We start from the raw sequence: 19,998 nt of genomic DNA, 5'->3' as shown, positions 1-19,998 counted from the left end.
ACCTGAAGCCGCCTGAAGTGATCTTCAGGTTCGCTTTGCGACCCTGTACGGCATGCGTCTGCTCATCGTGGAGGACGAAAAGCGCCTCGCCCTCTCCCTCGCCAAGGGTCTGGCCGCCGAGGGCTACGCCGTCGACGTCGTCCACGACGGCCGGGAGGGCCTGCACCGGGCCACGGAGGGCACGTACGACCTGCTGATCCTCGACATCATGCTGCCCGGCCTCAACGGCTACCGCGTCTGCGCCGCCCTGCGCGCCGCCGGACACGACGTGCCGATCCTGATGCTCACCGCCAAGGACGGCGAGTACGACGAGGCGGAGGGCCTCGACACGGGCGCCGACGACTACCTCACCAAGCCGTTCTCGTACGTCGTCCTCGTCGCCAGGATCAGGGCGCTGCTGCGCCGCCGGGCGACCGCCGGCGCCTCCCCGGTCCATGTGCACGGAGACCTCAAGGTCGACACCGCCGCCCGCCGGGTGTTCCTGGGCGAGGACGAGGTGACGCTGACCGCCAAGGAGTTCTCGGTGCTGGAGCAGCTCGTGCTGCGGGCCGGCGAGGTGGTGTCCAAGGCCGACATCCTGGAACACGTGTGGGACTTCGCCTACGAGGGCGACCCGAACATCGTCGAGGTCTACGTCAGCGCCCTGCGCCGCAAACTCCGCACCGGGCTCATCCGCACCGTGCGCGGCGCCGGTTACCTGTTGGAGGCGGCGCCGTGAGCCGCCTGTTCGGCTCGGTCCGCGCACGGGCGACGCTCGGCGCCACCCTGGTCGTCGCGGTGGCCCTCGTCGTGGCCGGCACTGCCGTGCTGATGTCCCTGCGTTCCAACCTGATCGGCGAGGCGGGCACCCGGGCGGAACAGTCCGCGCGGGCGGTCGCCGCCGAACTCGCCGCCCGGACGCCGTACGACCGGCTCTCCGGGCTGGACGGCGACGACAGGCCGGTGCAGATCGTCGACGAGGACGGCACGCTGGTCGCGGCCTCCGAGGACCTGCAGCGGATCGACGGCACGGCGACGACCGAGGTGACACCGCGTCCGTCGGCATCCGGCGGCGACGATGACGACGACGATGACGACGGTGGCTCGGACGACTCCGGCGACGACGGCGACACGGACGATCACTCCGACGACCGATCCGACGACGACTCCGGCGCGTCCCTGGCCCCCGGAGAGATCGGCGGAACGACCTTCGGCAACGGCTCGGCGACCATCGACGGCGACACCGAGGACTACCGTTTCGCCGCGGTGGACGTGGGGACCGCCGACCGGGGCCGCCTGACCGTCACCGCGGGTGCTCCGCTCGCCGCCGAGAACAGTGCGGTGAGCACCACGCTGACCGGCATGCTCATCGGTCTGCCCCTGCTGCTCGGTGTCGTCGCCGGAGTGACCTGGCTGGTCACCGGCCGGGCGCTGCGCCCGGTGGCGGGCATCCGGCGGGAGATGGCCGCGATCACCGCCTCCGAGGACCTCACCCGCCGCGTCCCCGAACCGGCGACGCACGACGAGATCGCCCGCCTCGCCAGGACGACCAACGAGACCCTCGCCGCGCTGGAGGCGTCCGTGGAACGGCAGCGGCGGTTCGTCGCCGACGCCTCCCACGAACTGCGCAGCCCCATCGCCTCGCTGCGCACCCAGCTGGAGGTGGCCGCCGCCCACCCCGAACTCCTCGACCTGGACGGCGCCGTCGAGGACACCGTGCGGCTTCAGCACCTGGCCGCCGATCTGCTGCTGCTCGCCCGGCTGGACGCGGGGGAGCGGCCCGCCGGCGCCCGGGTCGATCTGGCCGCGATGGCCCGCGAGGAGTCCGCGGGACGCACGGGCGTGACGGTGGACGCGGAGCCGGCCGAGGTCACCGGATCGCGGGGACAGCTCGGACGCGTGCTCGCCAACCTGCTGGACAACGCCGGGCGGCATGCCCGCGAGCGGGTCACCGTGACCGTACGGCGGGAGGGTGCCTGGGCGGTGCTCGCGGTGGCCGACGACGGCGAAGGGGTGGCCGAGGCCGACCGGGAGCGGATCTTCGAGCGGTTCGTACGACTGGACGACGCCCGCAGTCGTGACGACGGCGGCGCCGGTCTCGGCCTCGCGATCGCGCGGGACGTCGCCGCGCGGCACGGGGGGACGCTCACGGCGGGCGCGGCGCCGGCCGGCGGAGCCCTGTTCGAACTCCGCCTGCCGCTCGCCTGCTGAGGCCGAGGAGGGCAGGGGGTGTCAGGGACGTTCCCTGCGGGTGTCAGGGACGCCCCCGCTGCCCCCGCAGATGCTCGGCGATCGGTTTGAGGGCCTTGTCGAGTTCGGTGAGGGCCTCGGGGGAGACCAGGTCGATGAAGTGCCGGCGCACGGATGCCACGTGGTGCGGCGCGACCTTCAGCATGGTCTCCATGCCGTGCTCGGTGAGCACCGCGTACAGCCCGCGGCGGTCGGACTCACAGTTCTCCCGCCGGACCAGGTCGCCGTTCTCCATACGGGTGATCTGGTGCGAGAGGCGGCTCTTGGACTGCATGGTGGCCGAGGCGAGGTCGCTCATCCGCATGCGCCGGTCCTCGGACTCGGACAGGTTCACCAGGATCTCGTAGTCGTTCATTGTCAGGCCGAACGGCTGCAGGTCCTTCTCGAGCTGGTACGTCAACAGCCTGTTGACCTCCAGGTGGGTGCGCCAGGCGCACTGCTCCGCATTGGTCAGCCAGCGGGTGGCCGTCTCGGTCTCCATGAATGAAGTCTACCTAAGAAGTTGAAAGGCGAACTAATGGGCTTATGGGTGACACCGCGTTCACGCGTTCGATGTCACACCCCGCACATTACCGCTCACAGCCCGAAGCGACGCTGGAGGTCTCCCAGCTGTCCGGGAAGACGCGGTGCCCCCGCACCCTGCCCGTGGCCACCCGGAACCCCGCCTCCGGGCACCCCCGGCTCATGGGGAGGCGCCCCCGTCGCCTGCTCCGCCATGAGCGCCTCGGACGACTGGAGCAGCACCGTCCCCGCCCCCACGAACTCGAACTGATGCTCCTCGCCGGACGCCCCGCCCAGGCCCGTCATCGCACGTAGACCGCCCATGATGCCGGTCATGTACCCGTGGTCGTAGTGGTGGCAGGGCGACGGGCAGTCCGCCCAGCCGACCAGTGCCTGCGGATCCACCCGGATCGGGGGCTCCATGAACACCACCGGGCCGTTGGAGGCGGCCACGAACTTTCCGGTTCCGATCAGCGTCAGAAAACCCGGCACGATCGATTGCTTGAGCGCGAGACTTGGCTGAAAAGCGAGGAGGTTGCCCGAGCGAATGGTCAGGTTGCCGTCCTCGAGGTCGTACGAATTCACGTCGAAGGCCCGGTCGGCGAGCAGCATCTTGCCCGAGCCCTCCGCCACGACCCAGTCGCTCGCGTGCAGTGGCGAATGGAACGCCGTACGGACAAGTCGGTCGAGTCGCCCGTGCCCGATGCCGTTGAACTCGATCGAACCGTAGTAGGCGATCATCTTCCCCTTCTGCATGAACCACTGGGTGCCCTTGAGCTCCACGCAGAAGGTGTAGTGATCGACGCTGTCGTCGGACGGCAGCGTCATGGGGTCGTACGCCATGGGCCCGGCGCCCGGCGTTCCGTACGTGCTCACAGCTTCTCCTCCGACGCCTGGACGTACACGGCACCGCTGCCGCTCAGCTCCAACTGGAAGGCCTCGCCGGAGCCACGGCCCACCATGTCCCGCCAGCCGAGGGCGGTCGACAGCTTGTTGCGCACGTCGCCGTGGTGCGCCACATAGGCCTGCGGGTCGACCCGCACCGGCCGCTGCGGGGTGATCGGAAGCTCGATCACCCCACCGTGGGCCATCACCGCGACCGCCCCGTGCCCCTTCAGCGAGGTGGTGAAGAGACCCTGCCCGGAGACCTGCCCCCGGACCATGCCCATCACCCCGCCCTGGGCGCCGAGGAACACCGTGCCCTGCTCCAGCGTGCCCTCGAAGGCGAGCAGCCGGTCGGCCTCGACGTACAGCGTGTCCCCGGCAAGGTTGATCACCTGGATGTGATGGCCGCCGTGCCCGAAGAGGACCGTGCCGTTGCCCTCGACGGTCATCAGGGGCGTGTCCTCGTTGGCGACCCGCCGCCCGATCATCGACATCACCCCGCCCTGCCCGCCGCGCAGGTTCGGAGTGAAGCCGACCTCCCCCTTGTACGCGAGCATCGCGCCGCGCTGACTGAACAGCCGCTGCCCCGGCGCCACCGTCGCCTCGATCATCTTCGAGTTGATCTCCCGGAAGCCCATGTCACACGTCCCCCGCGATCGTGTTGCGCTCACTGGGCTGGACGTAGACCACCCCGTCGCCCTCGAACCGGATCTGGAAGGCCTCGCCGCCGCCCTCGCCCATCAGGGTGCGGAAGGTCACACCCGACTGGAACGACTGCCGCAGATTCCCCTGGTGCGCCACGTACGCGCCCGGGTCGACCGTCAGCGGGTACTGCGGACTCACCCTCAGCAGCACGGCCGGCCCGTCCGACATGATCGCCGCCTGGCCGTGGCCCTCGATCGTGGTCGTGAACAGCCCGTTGCCCTGCGAGGCCCCGCGCAGGCCGGTGAACGTGGTCCCGGTACGCAGCCCCCCATCGGTCGCCAGCAGATTGCTGGACTCCACGTACAGCGTGTCGCCCCGCAGCCCCACCAGATTGATCTCGGAGGCCCGGTCCGCGAAGAAACAGGTCCCGTGCCCCTTCACCTCCATCAGCGTCATCTGCTCGCCCGTGAGCCGGCGGGTCACCATCCCCCGCAGCCCCTCACCACCACCGCTGAGCTTCTTGAAGGCCATCTCGCCGTCGTACGCGACCATGGAGCCGTTCTTCGCCTTCACGGCATCCCCGGTCATGTCGACAGCGAGCACCTTGCTGCTCTGAAGTCGGAACATCGCCACGGATGCGACGGTAGCCGCCCCTTTGCCCCGCCGACAGATCCAGGAGCCCGGGTCGCACCCTGATCGATCCCCTAAGTACCCCCTTCCCGTGACCTTGGACGCGGTTTGCCACAATGGACGCGCGCTTGTGCGTATGTTCACAAGCCGACCGACCCGTCGACGCCGACGTCTCTCCCCTCGAAGGTGACCCGTGGACATCAAGACCGCCTCCGCCCTCCGCCGCCTCCGCCTGGTCTCGGGCCCCGAAGCGATCTCGTTCCTGCTGCTGCTCGTCTGCTCGGTCCTGAAGCGGACCACGGACTTCAACGCCGTCCCGGTGGTGGGCGCGATCCATGGCTTCCTCTTCGTCGTGTACGTGCTCTTCTGGGCCGACGCCTGGAACCGCGCCAAGTGGCCGCTGGGCACCGCCGCCTTCTACTTCGCGATGTCGGTCCTGCCCACCGGCGGCTTCTTCGCCGACCGCCGCCTCAAGCGCGAGGCCGAGGACGCGGTGATCGCCTCCCGTGCCCGTAACGAGGGGGTCGTCGGCGCATGATCGTCGCCTTCTCCGTCACACCGCTCGGTGTCGGCGAGGACGTGGGGGAGTACGTCGCCGACGCCGTGCGGGTGGTCCGCGAGTCGGGCCTGCCGAACCGCACCGACGCGATGTTCACCTCGGTGGAGGGCGAGTGGGACGAGGTCATGGACGTGGTGAAGCGCGCCGTGGCCGCCGTCGAGGCCCGCGCCCCGCGCGTCTCCCTCGTCCTCAAGGCGGACATCCGCCCGGGCGTGACGGACGGCCTCACCTCGAAGGTGGAGACCGTCGAGCGGCACCTGGCACCCGGCGACGCGCAACCGTAACCGCTGCCGCGAGGCCGCCCCCCGGGGAGTCTCCGGTCCCGTCGGCGGCCTCGCGGACCGATGAGTGAGACAGGGCTGACCGACATATGACCGGCCGGTAGGGTCTGGTCCGTGTCGAAGCCGCTCAGTCTCTCGTTCGATCCCATCGCCCGCGCCGACGAGCTCTGGAAGCAGCGCTGGGGAAACGTGCCGTCCATGGCCGCGATCACCTCGGTCATGCGCGCCCACCAGATCCTGCTGGCCGAGGTCGACGCGGTCGTCAAGCCGTACGGGCTCACGTTCGCGCGCTACGAGGCGCTGGTGCTGCTGACCTTCTCGAAGTCCGGTGAGCTGCCGATGTCGAAGATCGGTGAGCGGCTGATGGTGCATCCCACGTCGGTGACGAACACCGTGGACCGGCTGGTGCGCTCCGGTCTCGTGTCCCGGCGCCCGAACCCCAACGACGGCCGCGGCACTCTGGCGACCATCACCGACAAGGGCCGCGATGTCGTCGAGGCCGCCACCCGCGACCTGATGGCGATGGACTTCGGCCTGAGCGCCTACGACGCCGAGGAGTGCGCCGAGCTGTTCGCCATCCTGCGGCCGCTGCGGGTGGCGGCGGGGGACTTCGAGGAGGACTGACCCCCGCCAAGATCTCCCGGAACGGACCGTTACGCTCGTGTCCATGAAGAAAAGCGTGTTCACCCGCTACCGGGTCATGGCCTACGTCACCGGTGTTCTCCTTGTCGCGCTGACCTTCGGCATGATCGGCAAGTACGTGCTCGACATGGGCGGGGCGGCCGACTTCACGCAGGTGGTCAGCATCGCGCACGGCTGGCTGTACGTCGTGTACCTGATCTTCGCCTTCGACCTCGGCTCCAAGCAGAAGTGGCCCGTGAAGAAGCAGCTCTGGGTGCTGCTGGCCGGCACCGTGCCCACGGCCGCGTTCTTCGTGGAGCGCAGGATCAGCCGTGAGCTGGAGGGCAAGATCGTGGACGAGGCCCCCGCGGTCGCGTAACGCGTCTCACCGCCGTACGGAGCAGCGTGCGGCGGTTTGCCATCGACATTTACTTGGACGTCCTAGTAAATTTGAAGGCATGGACGCTGACGCCATCGAGGAGGGCCGCCGACGCTGGCAGGCCCGGTACGACGCCGCACGCAAGCGCGACGCGGATTTCACCACGCTCTCCGGCGATCCCGTCGAGCCGGTGTACGGTCCCCGGCCCGGGGACACCTATGAGGGCTTCGAGCGGATCGGCTGGCCGGGGGAGTACCCCTTCACCCGCGGGCTGTATCCGACCGGCTACCGGGGGCGGACGTGGACCATCCGGCAGTTCGCCGGGTTCGGGAACGCGGAGCAGACCAACGAGCGCTACAAGATGATCCTCCGCAACGGCGGCGGCGGGCTCTCCGTCGCCTTCGACATGCCGACGCTCATGGGTCACGACTCCGACGACGCGCGCTCCCTGGGCGAGGTCGGGCACTGCGGGGTGGCGATCGACTCGGCGGCCGACATGGAGGTCCTGTTCCGTGACATCCCGCTCGGGGACGTCACCACCTCCATGACCATCAGCGGGCCCGCCGTACCCGTGTTCTGCATGTACCTGGTGGCCGCCGAGCGGCAGGGCGTCGACCCGGCCGTGCTCAACGGCACGCTCCAGACGGACATCTTCAAGGAGTACATCGCGCAGAAGGAGTGGCTCTTCCAGCCCGAGCCCCATCTGCGTCTGATCGGCGACCTCATGGAGCACTGCGCGGCCCGCATCCCCGCGTACAAGCCGCTCTCCGTCTCCGGTTACCACATCCGCGAGGCCGGGGCGACGGCCGCGCAGGAGCTCGCCTACACGCTCGCGGACGGCTTCGGGTACGTGGAACTGGGGCTCAGCCGCGGTCTTGACGTGGACGTGTTCGCGCCCGGACTGTCCTTCTTCTTCGACGCGCACGTCGACTTCTTCGAGGAGATCGCCAAGTTCCGCGCCGCGCGCAGGATCTGGGCGCGGTGGATGCGGGACGTCTACGGCGCGAAGAGCGACAAGGCGCAGTGGCTGCGGTTCCACACCCAGACCGCCGGTGTCTCGCTGACCGCGCAGCAGCCGTACAACAACGTCGTACGGACCGCCGTCGAGGCGCTGGCCGCCGTCCTCGGCGGGACCAACTCCCTGCACACCAACGCCCTCGACGAGACCCTCGCACTGCCCAGCGAGCAGGCCGCCGAGATCGCCCTGCGCACCCAGCAGGTACTGATGGAGGAGACCGGCGTCGGCAACGTCGCGGACCCGCTGGGCGGTTCCTGGTACGTCGAGCAGCTCACCGACCGGATCGAGGCGGACGCCGAGAAGATCTTCGAGCAGATCAAGGAGCGGGGCCTGCGCGCCCACCCGGACGGCAAGCACCCCATCGGGCCGATCACCTCCGGCATCCTGCGCGGCATCGAGGACGGCTGGTTCACCGGCGAGATCGCCGAGTCGGCGTTCCGCTACCAGCAGGCGCTGGAGAAGGGCGACAAGCGGGTCGTCGGCGTCAACGTCCACACCGGGTCGGTCACCGGCGACCTCGAGATCCTCCGGGTCAGCCACGAGGTGGAGCGCGAGCAGGTCCGGCTGCTGGGCGAGCGGAGGACCGGCCGCGACGACGCGAAGGTGCGCGGCACGCTCGACGCCATGGTCGCCGCCGCGCGCTCCGGGGCCAACATGATCGAGCCCATGCTCGACGCCGTACGCGCGGAGGCGACCCTCGGCGAGATCTGCGGCGTCCTGCGCGACGAATGGGGCGTGTACCGGGAGCCGGCCGGCTTCTGAACCCCGCCCTCGGACTCCCCGGCAGGCACGGTGTCGACCGACACGGTGCCTGCCGGACGCGTGTGCGGGGCGGGCCGGCGGGAGTGCGCCGGAACGCCCCCGTACGGCCGGCCCGTACGACCGGCCCCTACGACCGGCCAACGGGCAGTCGCGCCCGCCGGGGTGACGGAGCCGGGGGTCCTCACGGCTTGCGGGCCACCGCGCCGTACAGCGAGATCACGGCGCTGTCGTCGACGCTCTCCCCGTCGGCGAGTTCGGGACGCCAGTCGGTCACCTGGACGAGCCCGGGATCGACGAACTCCAGCCCCTCGAAGAACCGCGCGATCTCCGCGTGGGTGCGCGGCGCGAGGGTGACACCACCCGCCGCGTACATCGCGACCCCGCGTCCGACGCCCTCGGGGTCGAAGTCGGCGGTGAGCTGGGACAGCACCAGATGGCTGCCGGAGGGGAGGGCGTCGACCAGCCGGGCCACCAGGGCGTACGGGTCGTCCTCGGCGCCGAGGAAGTGCGTCAGCGCCACCAGGGACAGCGCCACCGGCCGGTCGAGGTCCAGGCTCTCGCGGGCCTGCCGGAGGATGCGGCCGGGCTCGCGCACATCGGCCTGGACGTAGTCGGTGTCGCCCTCGGGGGTGCTGCGCAGCAGCGCCTCCGCGTGCTTCAGGACGACGGGATCGTTGTCGGCGTAGACGATGCGGGACTCGGGCGCAACGCGCTGGGCGATCTGGTGCAGATTGGGCTCGGTGGGGATGCCGGTGCCGATGTCGAGGTACTGCCGGATGCCCGCCTCGGCGGCCAGCCACAGCGTGGCGCGCTGCATGAACCAGCGGTTGGTGCGGGCGATGTGCCGGGCGGTGCCGTCGACACCCATGATCTGCCGGCCCAGTTCCTCGTCGACCGGGTAGTTGTCCTTGCCACCGAGGAACCAGTCGTAGACGCGGGCCGGGTGCGGCCTGGAGGGGTCGATCCGTACGGGTCCGGGTCCGGGTCCGGTCCCGGTCATGCGCGCCTCCCTGGCCACTGGGCTTCCGGTACGTCCTGTGGGGACGACCAGGATCCTCGCAGGCCCCGGGGCGCGACGACAGACGAGTATCGGCCGACGGTGGGCGTTGATCGGAGCGCTTCTCCCGGCCGAACCGCGCCCAGGCGGCGTGTCGGTGGAGAAGCGCTCCGGTCACGTCGTCGAGACGGGGGCCGCGGCCAGCCCGGACAGCAGGACGCGGGTGAGGCCGTGGACCCATTGCTCGTCGGCCGGTTCCGCGCTCACCAGGGTGCGGTGCACCACCGCGCCGGCCACCATGTCGAAGATCAGGTCGACCGTGCGGGCCGCCTCCGCGGGGTCCGGCTCGGCCGGGAGTTCGCCCCGTTGCTGGGCGCGGGCGCGGCCCGCGAGGACGAGGCGTTTCTGGCGTTCGACGATGGAGGCGCGGATGCGCTCGCGCAGGGCGTCGTCGCGGGTGGACTCGGCGACCACCGCCATCAGGCCGCTGCGCGCCTCCGGACGGGCCAGTATCGCCGCGAACTGGAGCACCACGCCCTCGATGTCGGCGGCCAGCGAACCGCGGTCGGGCAGGGTCAGCTCGTCGAAGAGCTCCGCGACCGCGTCCACGACCAGTTCGTTCTTGCCCGGCCAGCGGCGGTAGAGGGTGGTCTTGGCGACCCCCGCGCGCACCGCCACGTCTCCCAGGGTGAGCTTGGACCAGCCGAGTTCGACCAGAGCCTCCCGGGTCGCGGCCAGGATCGCGGCATCCGCGGCGGCGTTGCGCGGGCGACCGGTGCGGCCGGCGGGGGTGTGGCTCTGCATGGCATGACCATAACCGGGGGATACCGAACGGTAGCTCGTGAGAGAGATCACCCGAAAGGGGTGCCGCGAGGTCACTGATCGGTATTACGCTACGACCCGTAGCGAAAGGCGCGCTCGACCGGCGCGCCCGAGCGACGACCACCGGCGTGGGGTGGGGACCCGGCGCCAACAGCACACGTACGTCCGGGTTTACCCGGCGTTTTTCACACACGCGCGGTGTACGGGGGAGGATAGACGCATGCAGCCACGGAACATGTCCATGAGCGGGGTCGTCGACCTCGCCGCGGTGAAGGCGGCCCAGGAGGCCAAGGCGAAGGCGGAGCAGGCGCGCGCCGAGACGGCCCGGCAGGGCGGCGGGGGCGCGATCTCCCCGGCGGACCTCGTGATCGACGTCGACGAGGCCGGTTTCGAGCGCGACGTCCTGCAGCGGTCCACCGAGGTCCCGGTCGTCATCGACTTCTGGGCCGAGTGGTGCGAGCCCTGCAAGCAGCTGAGCCCGCTCCTGGAGCGGATCACCGTCGAATACAACGGGCGCGTCATGCTCGCCAAGATCGACGTCGACGCCAACCAGATGCTGATGCAGCAGTTCGGGATCCAGGGGATCCCGGCGGTCTTCGCGGTGGTGGCCGGGCAGGCGCTGCCGCTCTTCCAGGGTGCCGCGGGCGAGCAGCAGATCCGCCAGACCCTGGACCAGCTGGTGCAGGTCGGCGAGCAGCGCTTCGGCCTGACCGGTCTCACCGTCGACCCGGACGCCGTGCCGGGCGGGGCGGCCCCGGCGGCCGCCGCGGCCGAGGCCGTAGGGCCGTACGACGCCCTGCTGGAGGCCGCCGTGCAGGCCCTGGACAGCGGGGACCTCGCCGGCGCCGTCCAGGCGTACAAGAACGTGCTGGCCGACGACCCGGGCAACCCGGAGGCGACGCTGGGTCTGGCCCAGGCCGAACTCCTCCAGCGGGTGCAGGGCCTGGACCCGCAGCAGGTGCGCAAGGACGCCGCCGACAAGCCGCGGGACGCCGCCGCGCAGATCGCCGCCGCCGACCTGGACCTGGTGGGCGGTCATGTCGAGGACGCCTTCGGCCGGCTCATCGAGACGGTGGCGCGTACCGCGGGCGACGACCGTGACGCCGTACGGGTGCGGCTGCTGGAGCTGTTCGAGGTGGTCGGCGCCGAGGATCCACGGGTGATGGCCGCGCGCCGCGCGCTGGCGCGGGCCCTGTTCTGAGCGGACCGGGTGCCCGGCCGGACAGAGTGTCCGAAGCCCGTCGGTACGGGTGACCGATAGCGGCCGGTTTGCCGGTCGATCGGGTCCGTGGTGCCCGAGTTGCGGATCGGCTCAAGGGGGCCGAAGCGGCCGCGCTTTACCAAATCTTGGTAATCGCGGCCGCTGTTACTGCGAGTAAGTCGCAGGCGTTGATCTGTCGGATTCTGTCCATCGATCAATAGTTTTGTACACCCCCTCCGATGCACCGAGCGTCGTCGAGTGAGGTCCCCGGGTCGCCACGCGGTTATCCGGTCGTTACTAGCGAGTAACGAACCCCCTTGTGCGGGCGGCGAGAATGCACCACGATCGGCCACGCTCGGTCCATTACCCCGTAGTCCCGACAGCCGGTCGGGCCGCGGGAACTCCTGGGTCCCCACCGAGCAGAACCGGCGGCAGTGGCGCCGGTTCTTGGACAGGGGGGTCTTCGCCCGCTGGGTGAAGCCTGTCCGGCAGGGTTGTGCGTGATGCGTGTCAGGCGCGACCAGTGGTTGTCGCTCGGGGGTGATCGCCGGTGATTCGGGCGCGGTGTACGTGTCGTCGAGTCCGGGCGCTCTCCTTCCCGAGGACGTAGCACTTCTCCCATCCCTGCCCAACTGGGCCACCGTTCATGGCGGCGAGTCGGGGCAGGAGATGTACGTCCGAGAAGGAGGACATATGCAGTCCCAGGTGCGTGGCGGGACCAGATGGAAGCGGTTCGCTGTGGTCATGGTGCCCAGCGTGCTCGCTACGGCGGCGGTGGGCATCAGCTTGGCGCAGGGCGCTCTCGCGGCCTCGTTCAGCGTCTCCGGCCAGCAGTTCAAGGTGACGGTCGATCACCTGCACGGTGAGGGCTTCGCCCAGTACGGCGGTATAGACAGCGTCTACACCTCGGTCAAGGGTGACAAGAAGACGCAGGTGCCGGTGGCGATCTCGTCGTTCGACGACGCGACCCTCACCAACATGTGCCAGTCGGTCAAGACGGACGTGCCTTTCGTGGGTTCGATCTACCTCCGTCTCACGGCCGGCACTGAGGCGGAGAAGCCGGTCAAGGCCAAGAACCTCTACATCGACGTCGCCCAGCTCGACGCCGATGCGACGTTCCACAACATCGACATCGGTGTGGCGGTCAAGGACAAGACGCGTGGCCCGGCGAACAAGGACGAGGCGAGCACGCTGCCGGGCGGCTTCGCCCAGCAGGCGGAGTCGGCCGACCTCTACGACGTCGAGCAGACGGCGTGGGCGACCTCGGCCGGCACGTTCACGCTGAACAACCTGTCGATGCGTCTCGGCACGAGCTCCAAGATGGAGTGCTACTGACGGTCTCCGTCACCGGGGTGACCCGGGGCGGCTGAGCCGTCCGGGGGCGGGGGAGCCGTCGCTTCTCCGCCCCGCCGCCCGGCCTGTCCACGTGCCGGGTCGTCCTCACAGATTCAGATGTCCGGCTTCTCCATGCCTACGGCCGAGCCGGCACGTACTTCCACCGGACCCAGGGAGCTTTTTCCATGAGTGCCGAGACTCCGGTCCAGAGCGCCGGGACCTTCACCCGGATGCGTCTGCGATTCCGCGGCTGGCGCGGCGCCCGGCCGTTCTGGGCCGGCCTGTTCACGCTGCTGGGCGGAATACCCATCGCCTATCTCCCCTATGCCACCCTCAAGCTGGGCCACATGTCGCTCGCCATGGCGACGACGGCCGGCGCCGGCTCACTGATCATCGGTGTCCTGCTGGTCACGCTGGGCCTGACCATGTGGTTCCAGTCGGCCACCCGGGTTTTCGCCGGTGTCGCGGCGATCCTGCTGGCCCTGGTGTCCCTGGTGGTCTCCAACTTCGGCGGCTTCTTCATCGGCTTCCTGCTCGCGATGATCGGTGGCGCTCTCTCCCTCTCCTGGGTGCCGGGCGTACCGCCGGCCGAGGCCGCGGGAGAGCACGACGGATCGGACGCGCCCACCGACGAGGGAGCCGACGACGACGCGTCCGCGGACCGGGGAGCCGAGGACTACGCGCCTCATGACCCCGCCGCCGGACCGCAGGACCCGGTGTCCTTCCACAAGGACGGCGACGTCGGCGAGACGGACGGTGCCCGGGCCGCATTCCACGACGGGGGGCACCGTGTCGGTTGACGAGGTGCGCGGGCCGCGTCACGCGGCCCCCAAGAAGCCGCTGCTCACCAGACTCCAGGTGCCCAGCGGCAAGGTGATCGCCCTGGCGGCGATGCCCACGGCGGTCCTCATGGGCATGGGCTTCACGCCGACACTGGCCCTCGCCGACGGCAACGACGGGACGACGCCGCTCTCGAACAGCCTGACCGCGGACGAGTACAAGGACTGCGTGGCCGCCCTCGCGGACGCCGAGAAGGGGGACGCCTCCGCGTCGCCCACACCGTCCGCCACGGCGAGCGAGAGCGCGTCACCGGACGAGGAGACCCCGGACGAGGAGCCCTCGGCGAAGGTCCCCGAGAAGAAGACCTCGGACGCGGACAGCGACAAGGCCAGTGGCTCGTCGCCGGATTCAGGTTCCGGCGAAAAGCCCGAGCCGACGCCGACTCCCTCCGCGACCGCGGACGGCCAGGCCGCCGAGCAGAAGGCCGAGCCCGAGCCGTCCCCGTCGGAGACCGACCGCAACGTGCTCGAGGAGATCGGGGACGCCATCAAGGACGTCTTCACTCCGAAGGACAAGCAGGAAGAGGCGAGCCCGACCCCCACCCCGTCCACCTCCGCCCCCGCCACCGACGAGAAGGCGGGCACCGCAGGGGAGACGGGAGGGACGGCCTCGGAACCGGCGGAGGAGGACTCCGGCGGCAAGGACTCCCAAGCGCCCGAGGACACCGGGGACAAGGGCAAGGACGAGGACGAGGACAAGGCCGACGAGGAGAAGGAGGACGCGGAAGCGACCGCGACCCCCGAGGCCAGCGCTTCCCCGAGCCCGTCCGAGTCGGCCACGGTGGACCTCGAGGACTGCCCCGTCGCCACGGACGCCGAGGGCGGGGTCGACAACAAGATCCTGCTGCCCGACGACCCGTGGTACCTCAACGCCAGCTCGCTGACCCTGAAGGGTGCCGACTACAAGGGCATCGTCAAGGTCCGGACGGCCGACGGGAGCGTCAAGGAGGTGCTGAAGTACGTCGTCTCCAACGGCACCGACATCGGGGACCTGCACCAGACGGTCAAGGACGAACAGTCCGGCAAGACCCACCACGTGCAGGCCGCCAAGGGATCGACGTCCACCATCCGCGACGGCGACACCGTGATGTACACGGAGCGCATCTCCGGCAAGCTCCTCGGGCTGATCCCGATCACGTTCGACCCGGAGCACCCCCCGCCGCTGAACATCCCGCTGATCTACTTCACCGACGTGACGGTGCAGCAGGCCGGTCAGTTCGGCGGAACCCTGCACATCCCCGGCCTGCGCCAGTACGTCACCGACTGAGCCGCCGCCGGACCTTCCTGGAGCAGTCCGGACCTTCCGGGAACCGCACCACAACCATCGAGGGCGCCCCCCGCGCGGCGGGGGGCGCCCTCGATGGCGTACCGGAGTGGTCCGGATCAGGCGGTCGCGCCGCCCAGGTGGTGGACGCGGACCATGTTGGTGGTGCCGGGGACGCCGGGGGGCGAGCCGGCCGTGATGATCACGATGTCGCCCTCGCTGAAGCGGTGCAGCTTGACCAGCTCCTGCTGGACCAGCTCGACCATCTCGTCGGTGCTGTTCACGAACGGCACGACGTGCGGGTCCACGCCCCAGCTGAGCGTCAGCTGATTGCGCGTCGACTCGTCCGTGGTGAACGCCAGGATCGGCTGGGCGACCCGGTAGCGGCACAGCCGCCGGGCCGTGTCGCCGGACTGGGTGAAGGCGACCAGACCCTTGCCGCCGAGGAAGTCGGCGATCTCGCAGGCGGCGCGGGCCACCGAACCGCCCTGGGTGCGCGGCTTCTTGCCGGGCACCAGCGGTTGCAGGCCCTTGGACAGCAGCTCCTGCTCGGCCGCCTGGACGATCTTCGACATCGTCCGCACGGTCTCGATCGGGTACGCGCCCACGCTCGACTCGGCCGACAGCATCACCGCGTCGGCGCCGTCCAGGATGGCGTTGGCCACGTCGGAGGCCTCGGCCCTGGTCGGCCGGGAGTTGGTGATCATCGACTCCATCATCTGGGTCGCCACGATCACCGGCTTGGCGTTGCGCCGGCACAGCTCGATCAGGCGCTTCTGCACCATGGGGACCTTCTCGAGCGGGTACTCGACGGCCAGGTCGCCGCGCGCGACCATGACGGCGTCGAAGGCCGCCACGACGCCCTCCATGTTCTCCACCGCCTGCGGCTTCTCCACCTTGGCGATGACCGGGACCCGGCGGCCCTCCTCGTCCATCACGCGGTGGACGTCGGCCACGTCCTTGGCGTCCCGGACGAAGGACAGCGCGACCAGGTCGCAGCCCATCCGCAGGGCGAACCGCAGGTCCTCGATGTCCTTCTCGCTCAGCGCGGGCACGTTCACGGCCGCGCCGGGCAGGTTGATGCCCTTGTGGTCGGAGATGACACCGCCCTCGATGACGATCGACTTCACCCGGGGGCCCTCGACGTCGAGCACCTTCAGTTCGACGTTGCCGTCGTTGATCAGGATCTGGTCGCCGCGGGAGACATCGCCCGGGAGGCCCTTGTAGGTCGTTCCGCAGATCGTCCTGTCGCCCGGGACGTCCTCGGTGGTGATGGTGAACTCGTCACCGCGCACCAGCTCGACGGGACCCTCGGCGAAGGTCTCCAGGCGGATCTTCGGGCCCTGGAGGTCGGCGAGGACACCGATGGCCCTGCCCGTCTCCTTGGCGGCGGCACGGACCCGGTCGTACCGGCCCTGGTGCTCGGCGTGCGTGCCGTGGCTGAAGTTGAAGCGGGCCACGTTCATGCCGGCTTCGATCAGGGCGACAAGCTGCTCGTGGGAGTCGACCGCGGGGCCGAGAGTACAGACGATTTTCGAACGGCGCATGGGGCGATCCTAACGGTTTGTTTCGCTCCGGAATATTCCGTCTGGTGGAAGCTACATATGAGAAAGTCCCTGCTCAGTTGGTTCCTGCTCAGTCGTTCTTTCCGACCAGGGCGTAGGTCTGCTGTGCGATCTCCCTTTCCTCGTCCGTCGGTACCACCGCCACCGCCACCCGCGCGCCCTCGGGAGAGATCAGCCGCGCCCCGCCGCCGTGCACGGCGTTGCGCCCGGCGTCGACCGCCAGGCCCAGCCCCTCCAGGCCGGCCACCGCCGCCTCCCGCACCGGAGCGGCGTTCTCGCCGACCCCGGCGGTGAAGGCCACGGCGTCCACCCGCCCGAGGACGGCGCAATAGGCGCCGATGTACTTCTTCAGACGGTGAATGTAGATGTCGAACGCGAGCTCCGCCTGTGCGTCGCCCTCGTCGATCCGGCGCCGGATCTCCCGCATGTCGTTGTCCCCGCACAGTCCGACGAGACCGCTCTTCTTGTTGAGAAGAGTGTCGATCTCGTCGGCGGACATTCCGCCGACGCGCATCAAATGGAAGATGACGGCCGGGTCCATGTCCCCGGACCGCGTACCCATCACCAGCCCCTCCAAGGGCGTCAGCCCCATGGACGTGTCCACGCAGCGCCCGCCCCGCACCGCCGAGGCGGACGCCCCGTTGCCCAGGTGCAGCACGATGACGTTCACCTCCTCGGGCGCCTTCCCCAGCAGCCTCGCGGTCTCCCGGGAGACATACGCGTGCGAGGTGCCGTGGAAGCCGTAGCGGCGGATGCGGTGCTCGTCGGCGGTCTGCACGTCGATCGCGTACCGGGCGGCGGACTCCGGCATCGTGGTGTGGAACGAGGTGTCGAAGACGGCGACCTGCGGCAGGTCGGGGCGCAGCGTCATGGCCGTACGGATGCCGGTGAGGTTGGCCGGGTTGTGCAGCGGGGCGACCGGGATCAGCCGCTCGATCTCCTCGAGCACGCGGTCGTCGATCACCGTGGGCTCGGTGAAGCGCATCCCGCCGTGCACCACACGGTGGCCGATCGCGGCCAGTTCGGGGGAGTCCAGGCCGAGACCGTCGGCGGCCAGCTCCTCGGCCATCGCCTTCAGGGCGGCGTCGTGGTCGGCGACGTGGCCGGTCCGCTCCCGGGTCCCGCCGCCCGCCGCGAGCGGGGTGTGCCGCACCAGCGAGGTCCGCTCGCCGATGCGCTCGATCAGGCCGGTGGCCAGCCGGCTGCTGTCGTCCATGTCCAGCAGCTGGTACTTCACCGAGGAGGAGCCGGAGTTGAGGACGAGGACACGGCTGGGGGCCCCGGCGGGGACACCGGCGGGGACACGGGTGGGGCTGCTCACTGGGCGGTTGCCTTCTCGCTCGGGACCGGGGAGGCGGCCGGGGAGGGTGAGGGGCCCGGGGTCTGGGCCTGGATCGCCGTGATGGCGACGGTGTTGACGATGTCCTGGACCAGGGCGCCCCGGGACAGGTCGTTGACCGGCTTGCGCAGACCCTGGAGCACCGGGCCGACGGCGATCGCGCCGGCCGAGCGCTGCACGGCCTTGTAGGTGTTGTTGCCGGTGTTCAGGTCGGGGAAGATCAGCACGGTCGCCTGTCCGGCCACCTCCGAGCCCGGCAGCTTGGTCGCCGCGACCGAGGGCTCCACCGCCGCGTCGTACTGGATCGGTCCCTCGATGCGCAGGTCGGGCCGACGGGAGCGCACCAGCTCGGTGGCGGTGCGCACCTTGTCCACATCGGCGCCGGAACCGGAGGTGCCCGTCGAGTACGACAGCATCGCGATCCGCGGCTCCACGCCGAACCGCGCGGCCGTGACCGCCGACTGCACGGCGATGTCGGCGAGCTGCTCGGCGTTCGGGTCGGGGTTGACCGCGCAGTCGCCGTAGACGAGCACCTTGTCGGCCAGGCACATGAAGAAGACGGAGGAGACGATCCCGGCGTCCTCGCGGGTCTTGATGATCTCGAAGGCCGGCCGGATGGTCGCGGCCGTGGAGTGCACCGTGCCGGACACCATGCCGTCGGCGAGGCCCTCCTGCACCATCAGGGTGCCGAAGTAGTTCACGTCCGAGACGACGTCGTAGGCCAGCTCCACGGTGACGCCCCGGTGGGCGCGCAGGGCCGCGTACCGCTCGGCGAAGGAGTCCCGCAGTTGCGAGGTGGCCGGGTCGATCAGCTGGGTGTCGCCGAGGTCGACGCCTAGGTCGGCGGCCTTCTTGCGGATCTGGTCGACGTCACCGAGCAGGGTCAGGTCGCACACGCCCCGGCGCAGCAGTACCTCCGCCGCGTGCAGCACCCGCTCCTCGGTGCCCTCCGGGAGCACGACCCGGCGCAGGTCGGAACGGGCCCGGTCGAGCAGCTTGTGCTCGAACATCATCGGGGTGACCCGGTCGCTGCTCGGCGCGGAGACCCGCTGGGTGAGCTCCACGGTGTCGGCGTACCGCTCGAAGAGGCCGAGCGCCCGCTCCGCCTTGCGCGGGGTGGCCGCGTTCAGCTTGCCCTCCAGGGAGACGAGCTGCTCGGCGGTGGGAAAACTGGTGCCCGGCACCGAGAGCACCGGGGTGCCGGGCGCGAGCCGGTCGGCGAGGGTGAGGACGCGTTCGCCCGGCACCTCGTCCAGGGTGAGCAGCACCCCGGCTATCGGCGGGGTGCCGGCGCTGTGCGCGGCCAGCGCGCCGACGACCAGGTCGGCGCGGTCGCCCGGGGTGACCACCAGACAGCCCGGGGACAGCGCGGCGAGGAAGTTCGGCAGCGTGGCGCCGCCGAAGACGAAGTCCAGGGCGTCGCGGGCGAGCCCGGAGTCGTCGCCGAGCACCACCTTCGCGCCCAGGGTGTGCGTGATCTGGGAGACGGTCGGGGCGGACAGCGCCGGCTCGTCGGGAAACACGTAGCAGGGCACGGGCAGCCGGTTGGCCAGCCGCTCGGCGATCTCGCCCCGGTCCTCGCGGGCGACCCGGTTGACGGCCATGGCGAGCACGTCGCAGCCCCGGGTGGCGTAGGCGCGGTAGGCGTTGCGGGTCTCGGCGCGCACCGACTCGGCGGTCTGCCGGCGGCCGCCCACGACGGCGATGACCGAGGCGCCGAACTCGTTGGCGAGCCGGGCGTTCAGGGCCAGTTCGTCGGGGAACTGGGTGTCGGCGTAGTCGGTGCCGAGGACGAGCACGACCTCGTAGTCGCGGGCGACCAGATGGAACCGGTCGACGAGGGTGGACACCAGTTCGTCCGTGCCCTGCTCGGCCTGGAGCGTGGACGCCTTCTGGTAGTCGAGGCCGTAGACGGTCGCCGGGTCCTGGGTGAGCCGGTAGCGGGCCCGCAGCAGCTCGAAGAGGCGGTCCGGCCCGTCGTGCACCAGGGGACGGAACACACCCACCCGGTCGACCTGCCGGGTCAGGAGCTCCATGACCCCGAGCTCGACGACCTGCCGGCCGTCGCCGCGGTCGATACCGGTCACGTACACGCTGCGGGTCACGCGCGCTCTCCGTTTCGTCGG

General features: G+C 70.3%; 20 protein-coding genes. 11 read left to right on the top strand and 9 right to left on the bottom strand.

The genetic code is table 11. The annotated features are described in order from the left end of the window. The first annotated feature begins 52 nt into the window (after positions 1-52). Positions 53-718 (top strand): response regulator transcription factor, encoded by a 666-nt coding sequence (locus tag ACIF9R_RS24320; protein WP_399983732.1) that lies wholly within the window; start codon positions 53-55, stop codon positions 716-718. Then, the gene (locus ACIF9R_RS24315) at positions 715-2,190 is read left to right on the top strand and encodes a sensor histidine kinase (RefSeq protein WP_399983730.1); all 1,476 of its coding nucleotides are present in this window, start codon (positions 715-717) and stop codon (positions 2,188-2,190) included. Before ACIF9R_RS24320 ends, ACIF9R_RS24315 begins: the two co-directional genes overlap by 4 nt. Positions 2,191-2,233: 43 nt before the next feature. Here the strand turns inward: ACIF9R_RS24315 and ACIF9R_RS24310 are convergent, their stop codons facing one another. From ACIF9R_RS24310 to ACIF9R_RS24295, 4 genes are all read right to left on the bottom strand, one after another. Then, a complete protein-coding gene (locus ACIF9R_RS24310; RefSeq protein ID WP_399983727.1) occupies positions 2,234-2,710 on the bottom strand; it encodes a MarR family winged helix-turn-helix transcriptional regulator in 477 nt (158 codons plus the stop codon). A gap of 95 nt (positions 2,711-2,805) precedes the next feature. Then, the gene (locus tag ACIF9R_RS24305) at positions 2,806-3,606 is read right to left on the bottom strand and encodes an AIM24 family protein (RefSeq protein WP_399983725.1); all 801 of its coding nucleotides are present in this window, start codon (positions 3,604-3,606) and stop codon (positions 2,806-2,808) included. Further along, positions 3,603-4,253 (bottom strand): AIM24 family protein, encoded by a 651-nt coding sequence (locus ACIF9R_RS24300; RefSeq protein ID WP_399983723.1) that lies wholly within the window; start codon positions 4,251-4,253, stop codon positions 3,603-3,605. The genes ACIF9R_RS24305 and ACIF9R_RS24300 overlap by 4 nt, the downstream gene beginning before the upstream one ends. Position 4,254: 1 nt before the next feature. Further along, complete coding sequence (locus ACIF9R_RS24295; RefSeq protein ID WP_399983958.1) at positions 4,255-4,887, bottom strand: AIM24 family protein; 633 nt, start codon at positions 4,885-4,887, stop codon at positions 4,255-4,257. A gap of 196 nt (positions 4,888-5,083) precedes the next feature. Between ACIF9R_RS24295 and ACIF9R_RS24290 the strand changes: the two genes are divergently transcribed. From ACIF9R_RS24290 to ACIF9R_RS24270, 5 genes are all read left to right on the top strand, one after another. Next, a complete protein-coding gene (locus ACIF9R_RS24290) occupies positions 5,084-5,428 on the top strand; it encodes a DUF3817 domain-containing protein (protein WP_399983720.1) in 345 nt (114 codons plus the stop codon). Then, positions 5,425-5,733, top strand: coding sequence for an MTH1187 family thiamine-binding protein (locus ACIF9R_RS24285; RefSeq protein WP_399983717.1), 309 nt, complete (start codon positions 5,425-5,427; stop codon positions 5,731-5,733). Before ACIF9R_RS24290 ends, ACIF9R_RS24285 begins: the two co-directional genes overlap by 4 nt. Positions 5,734-5,844: 111 nt before the next feature. Next, positions 5,845-6,354 carry a MarR family winged helix-turn-helix transcriptional regulator gene (locus ACIF9R_RS24280; protein ID WP_399983714.1) on the top strand — a complete coding sequence of 170 codons (510 nt, stop codon included), beginning with the start codon at positions 5,845-5,847 and terminating at the stop codon, positions 6,352-6,354. A gap of 43 nt (positions 6,355-6,397) precedes the next feature. Continuing rightward, the gene (locus ACIF9R_RS24275) at positions 6,398-6,730 is read left to right on the top strand and encodes a DUF3817 domain-containing protein (RefSeq protein ID WP_399983711.1); all 333 of its coding nucleotides are present in this window, start codon (positions 6,398-6,400) and stop codon (positions 6,728-6,730) included. A gap of 79 nt (positions 6,731-6,809) precedes the next feature. Next, on the top strand, positions 6,810-8,510 hold the full coding sequence (locus tag ACIF9R_RS24270) for a methylmalonyl-CoA mutase (protein ID WP_399983709.1): 1,701 nt from the start codon (positions 6,810-6,812) through the stop codon (positions 8,508-8,510). Positions 8,511-8,691: 181 nt separating this feature from the next. Here the strand turns inward: ACIF9R_RS24270 and ACIF9R_RS24265 are convergent, their stop codons facing one another. Together ACIF9R_RS24265 and ACIF9R_RS24260 are read right to left on the bottom strand one after the other, a co-directional pair. Continuing rightward, the gene (locus ACIF9R_RS24265) at positions 8,692-9,510 is read right to left on the bottom strand and encodes an SAM-dependent methyltransferase (RefSeq protein WP_399983707.1); all 819 of its coding nucleotides are present in this window, start codon (positions 9,508-9,510) and stop codon (positions 8,692-8,694) included. 171 nt (positions 9,511-9,681) lie between these two features. Then, entirely contained in the window at positions 9,682-10,311 is a 630-nt protein-coding gene (locus ACIF9R_RS24260; RefSeq protein WP_399983704.1) for a TetR/AcrR family transcriptional regulator, read from the bottom strand. A gap of 238 nt (positions 10,312-10,549) precedes the next feature. Between ACIF9R_RS24260 and ACIF9R_RS24255 the strand changes: the two genes are divergently transcribed. The 4 genes from ACIF9R_RS24255 (at position 10,550) to ACIF9R_RS24240 (ending at position 14,971) form a co-directional block, all read left to right on the top strand. Beyond that, positions 10,550-11,530: a tetratricopeptide repeat protein gene (locus ACIF9R_RS24255; protein WP_399983702.1), complete on the top strand. Its 981-nt coding sequence runs from the start codon at positions 10,550-10,552 to the stop codon at positions 11,528-11,530. Between the two features lie 693 nt (positions 11,531-12,223). Next, a complete protein-coding gene (locus ACIF9R_RS24250) occupies positions 12,224-12,865 on the top strand; it encodes a DUF6230 family protein (RefSeq protein WP_399983700.1) in 642 nt (213 codons plus the stop codon). A 185-nt stretch (positions 12,866-13,050) separates the two neighbouring features. Then, positions 13,051-13,665, top strand: a complete 615-nt coding sequence (locus ACIF9R_RS24245; RefSeq protein ID WP_399983697.1) for a DUF6114 domain-containing protein — start codon at positions 13,051-13,053, stop codon at positions 13,663-13,665. Next, a complete protein-coding gene (locus ACIF9R_RS24240; protein WP_399983694.1) occupies positions 13,655-14,971 on the top strand; it encodes a hypothetical protein in 1,317 nt (438 codons plus the stop codon). The genes ACIF9R_RS24245 and ACIF9R_RS24240 overlap by 11 nt, the downstream gene beginning before the upstream one ends. A 116-nt stretch (positions 14,972-15,087) precedes the next feature. Here the strand turns inward: ACIF9R_RS24240 and pyk are convergent, their stop codons facing one another. The 3 genes from pyk to pta all read right to left on the bottom strand — a co-directional run bounded on the left by pyk (position 15,088) and on the right by pta (position 19,977). Next, entirely contained in the window at positions 15,088-16,515 is a 1,428-nt protein-coding gene (gene pyk, locus ACIF9R_RS24235) for a pyruvate kinase (protein ID WP_399983692.1), read from the bottom strand. An 88-nt stretch (positions 16,516-16,603) separates the two neighbouring features. Continuing rightward, entirely contained in the window at positions 16,604-17,854 is a 1,251-nt protein-coding gene (locus tag ACIF9R_RS24230) for an acetate kinase (protein ID WP_399983689.1), read from the bottom strand. Then, positions 17,851-19,977 carry a phosphate acetyltransferase gene (gene pta / locus ACIF9R_RS24225; protein ID WP_399983686.1) on the bottom strand — a complete coding sequence of 709 codons (2,127 nt, stop codon included), beginning with the start codon at positions 19,975-19,977 and terminating at the stop codon, positions 17,851-17,853. Before pta ends, ACIF9R_RS24230 begins: the two co-directional genes overlap by 4 nt. Between the last annotated feature and the right edge of the window lie 21 nt (positions 19,978-19,998).

The organism is Streptomyces sp. NPDC086080 (assembly GCF_044540255.1).
In the GTDB taxonomy this organism is placed as follows: domain Bacteria; phylum Actinomycetota; class Actinomycetes; order Streptomycetales; family Streptomycetaceae; genus Streptomyces.
The sequence above is the reverse complement of the archived record's forward strand: the minus strand, read 5'-3'. Positions and strand labels throughout refer to the sequence as shown.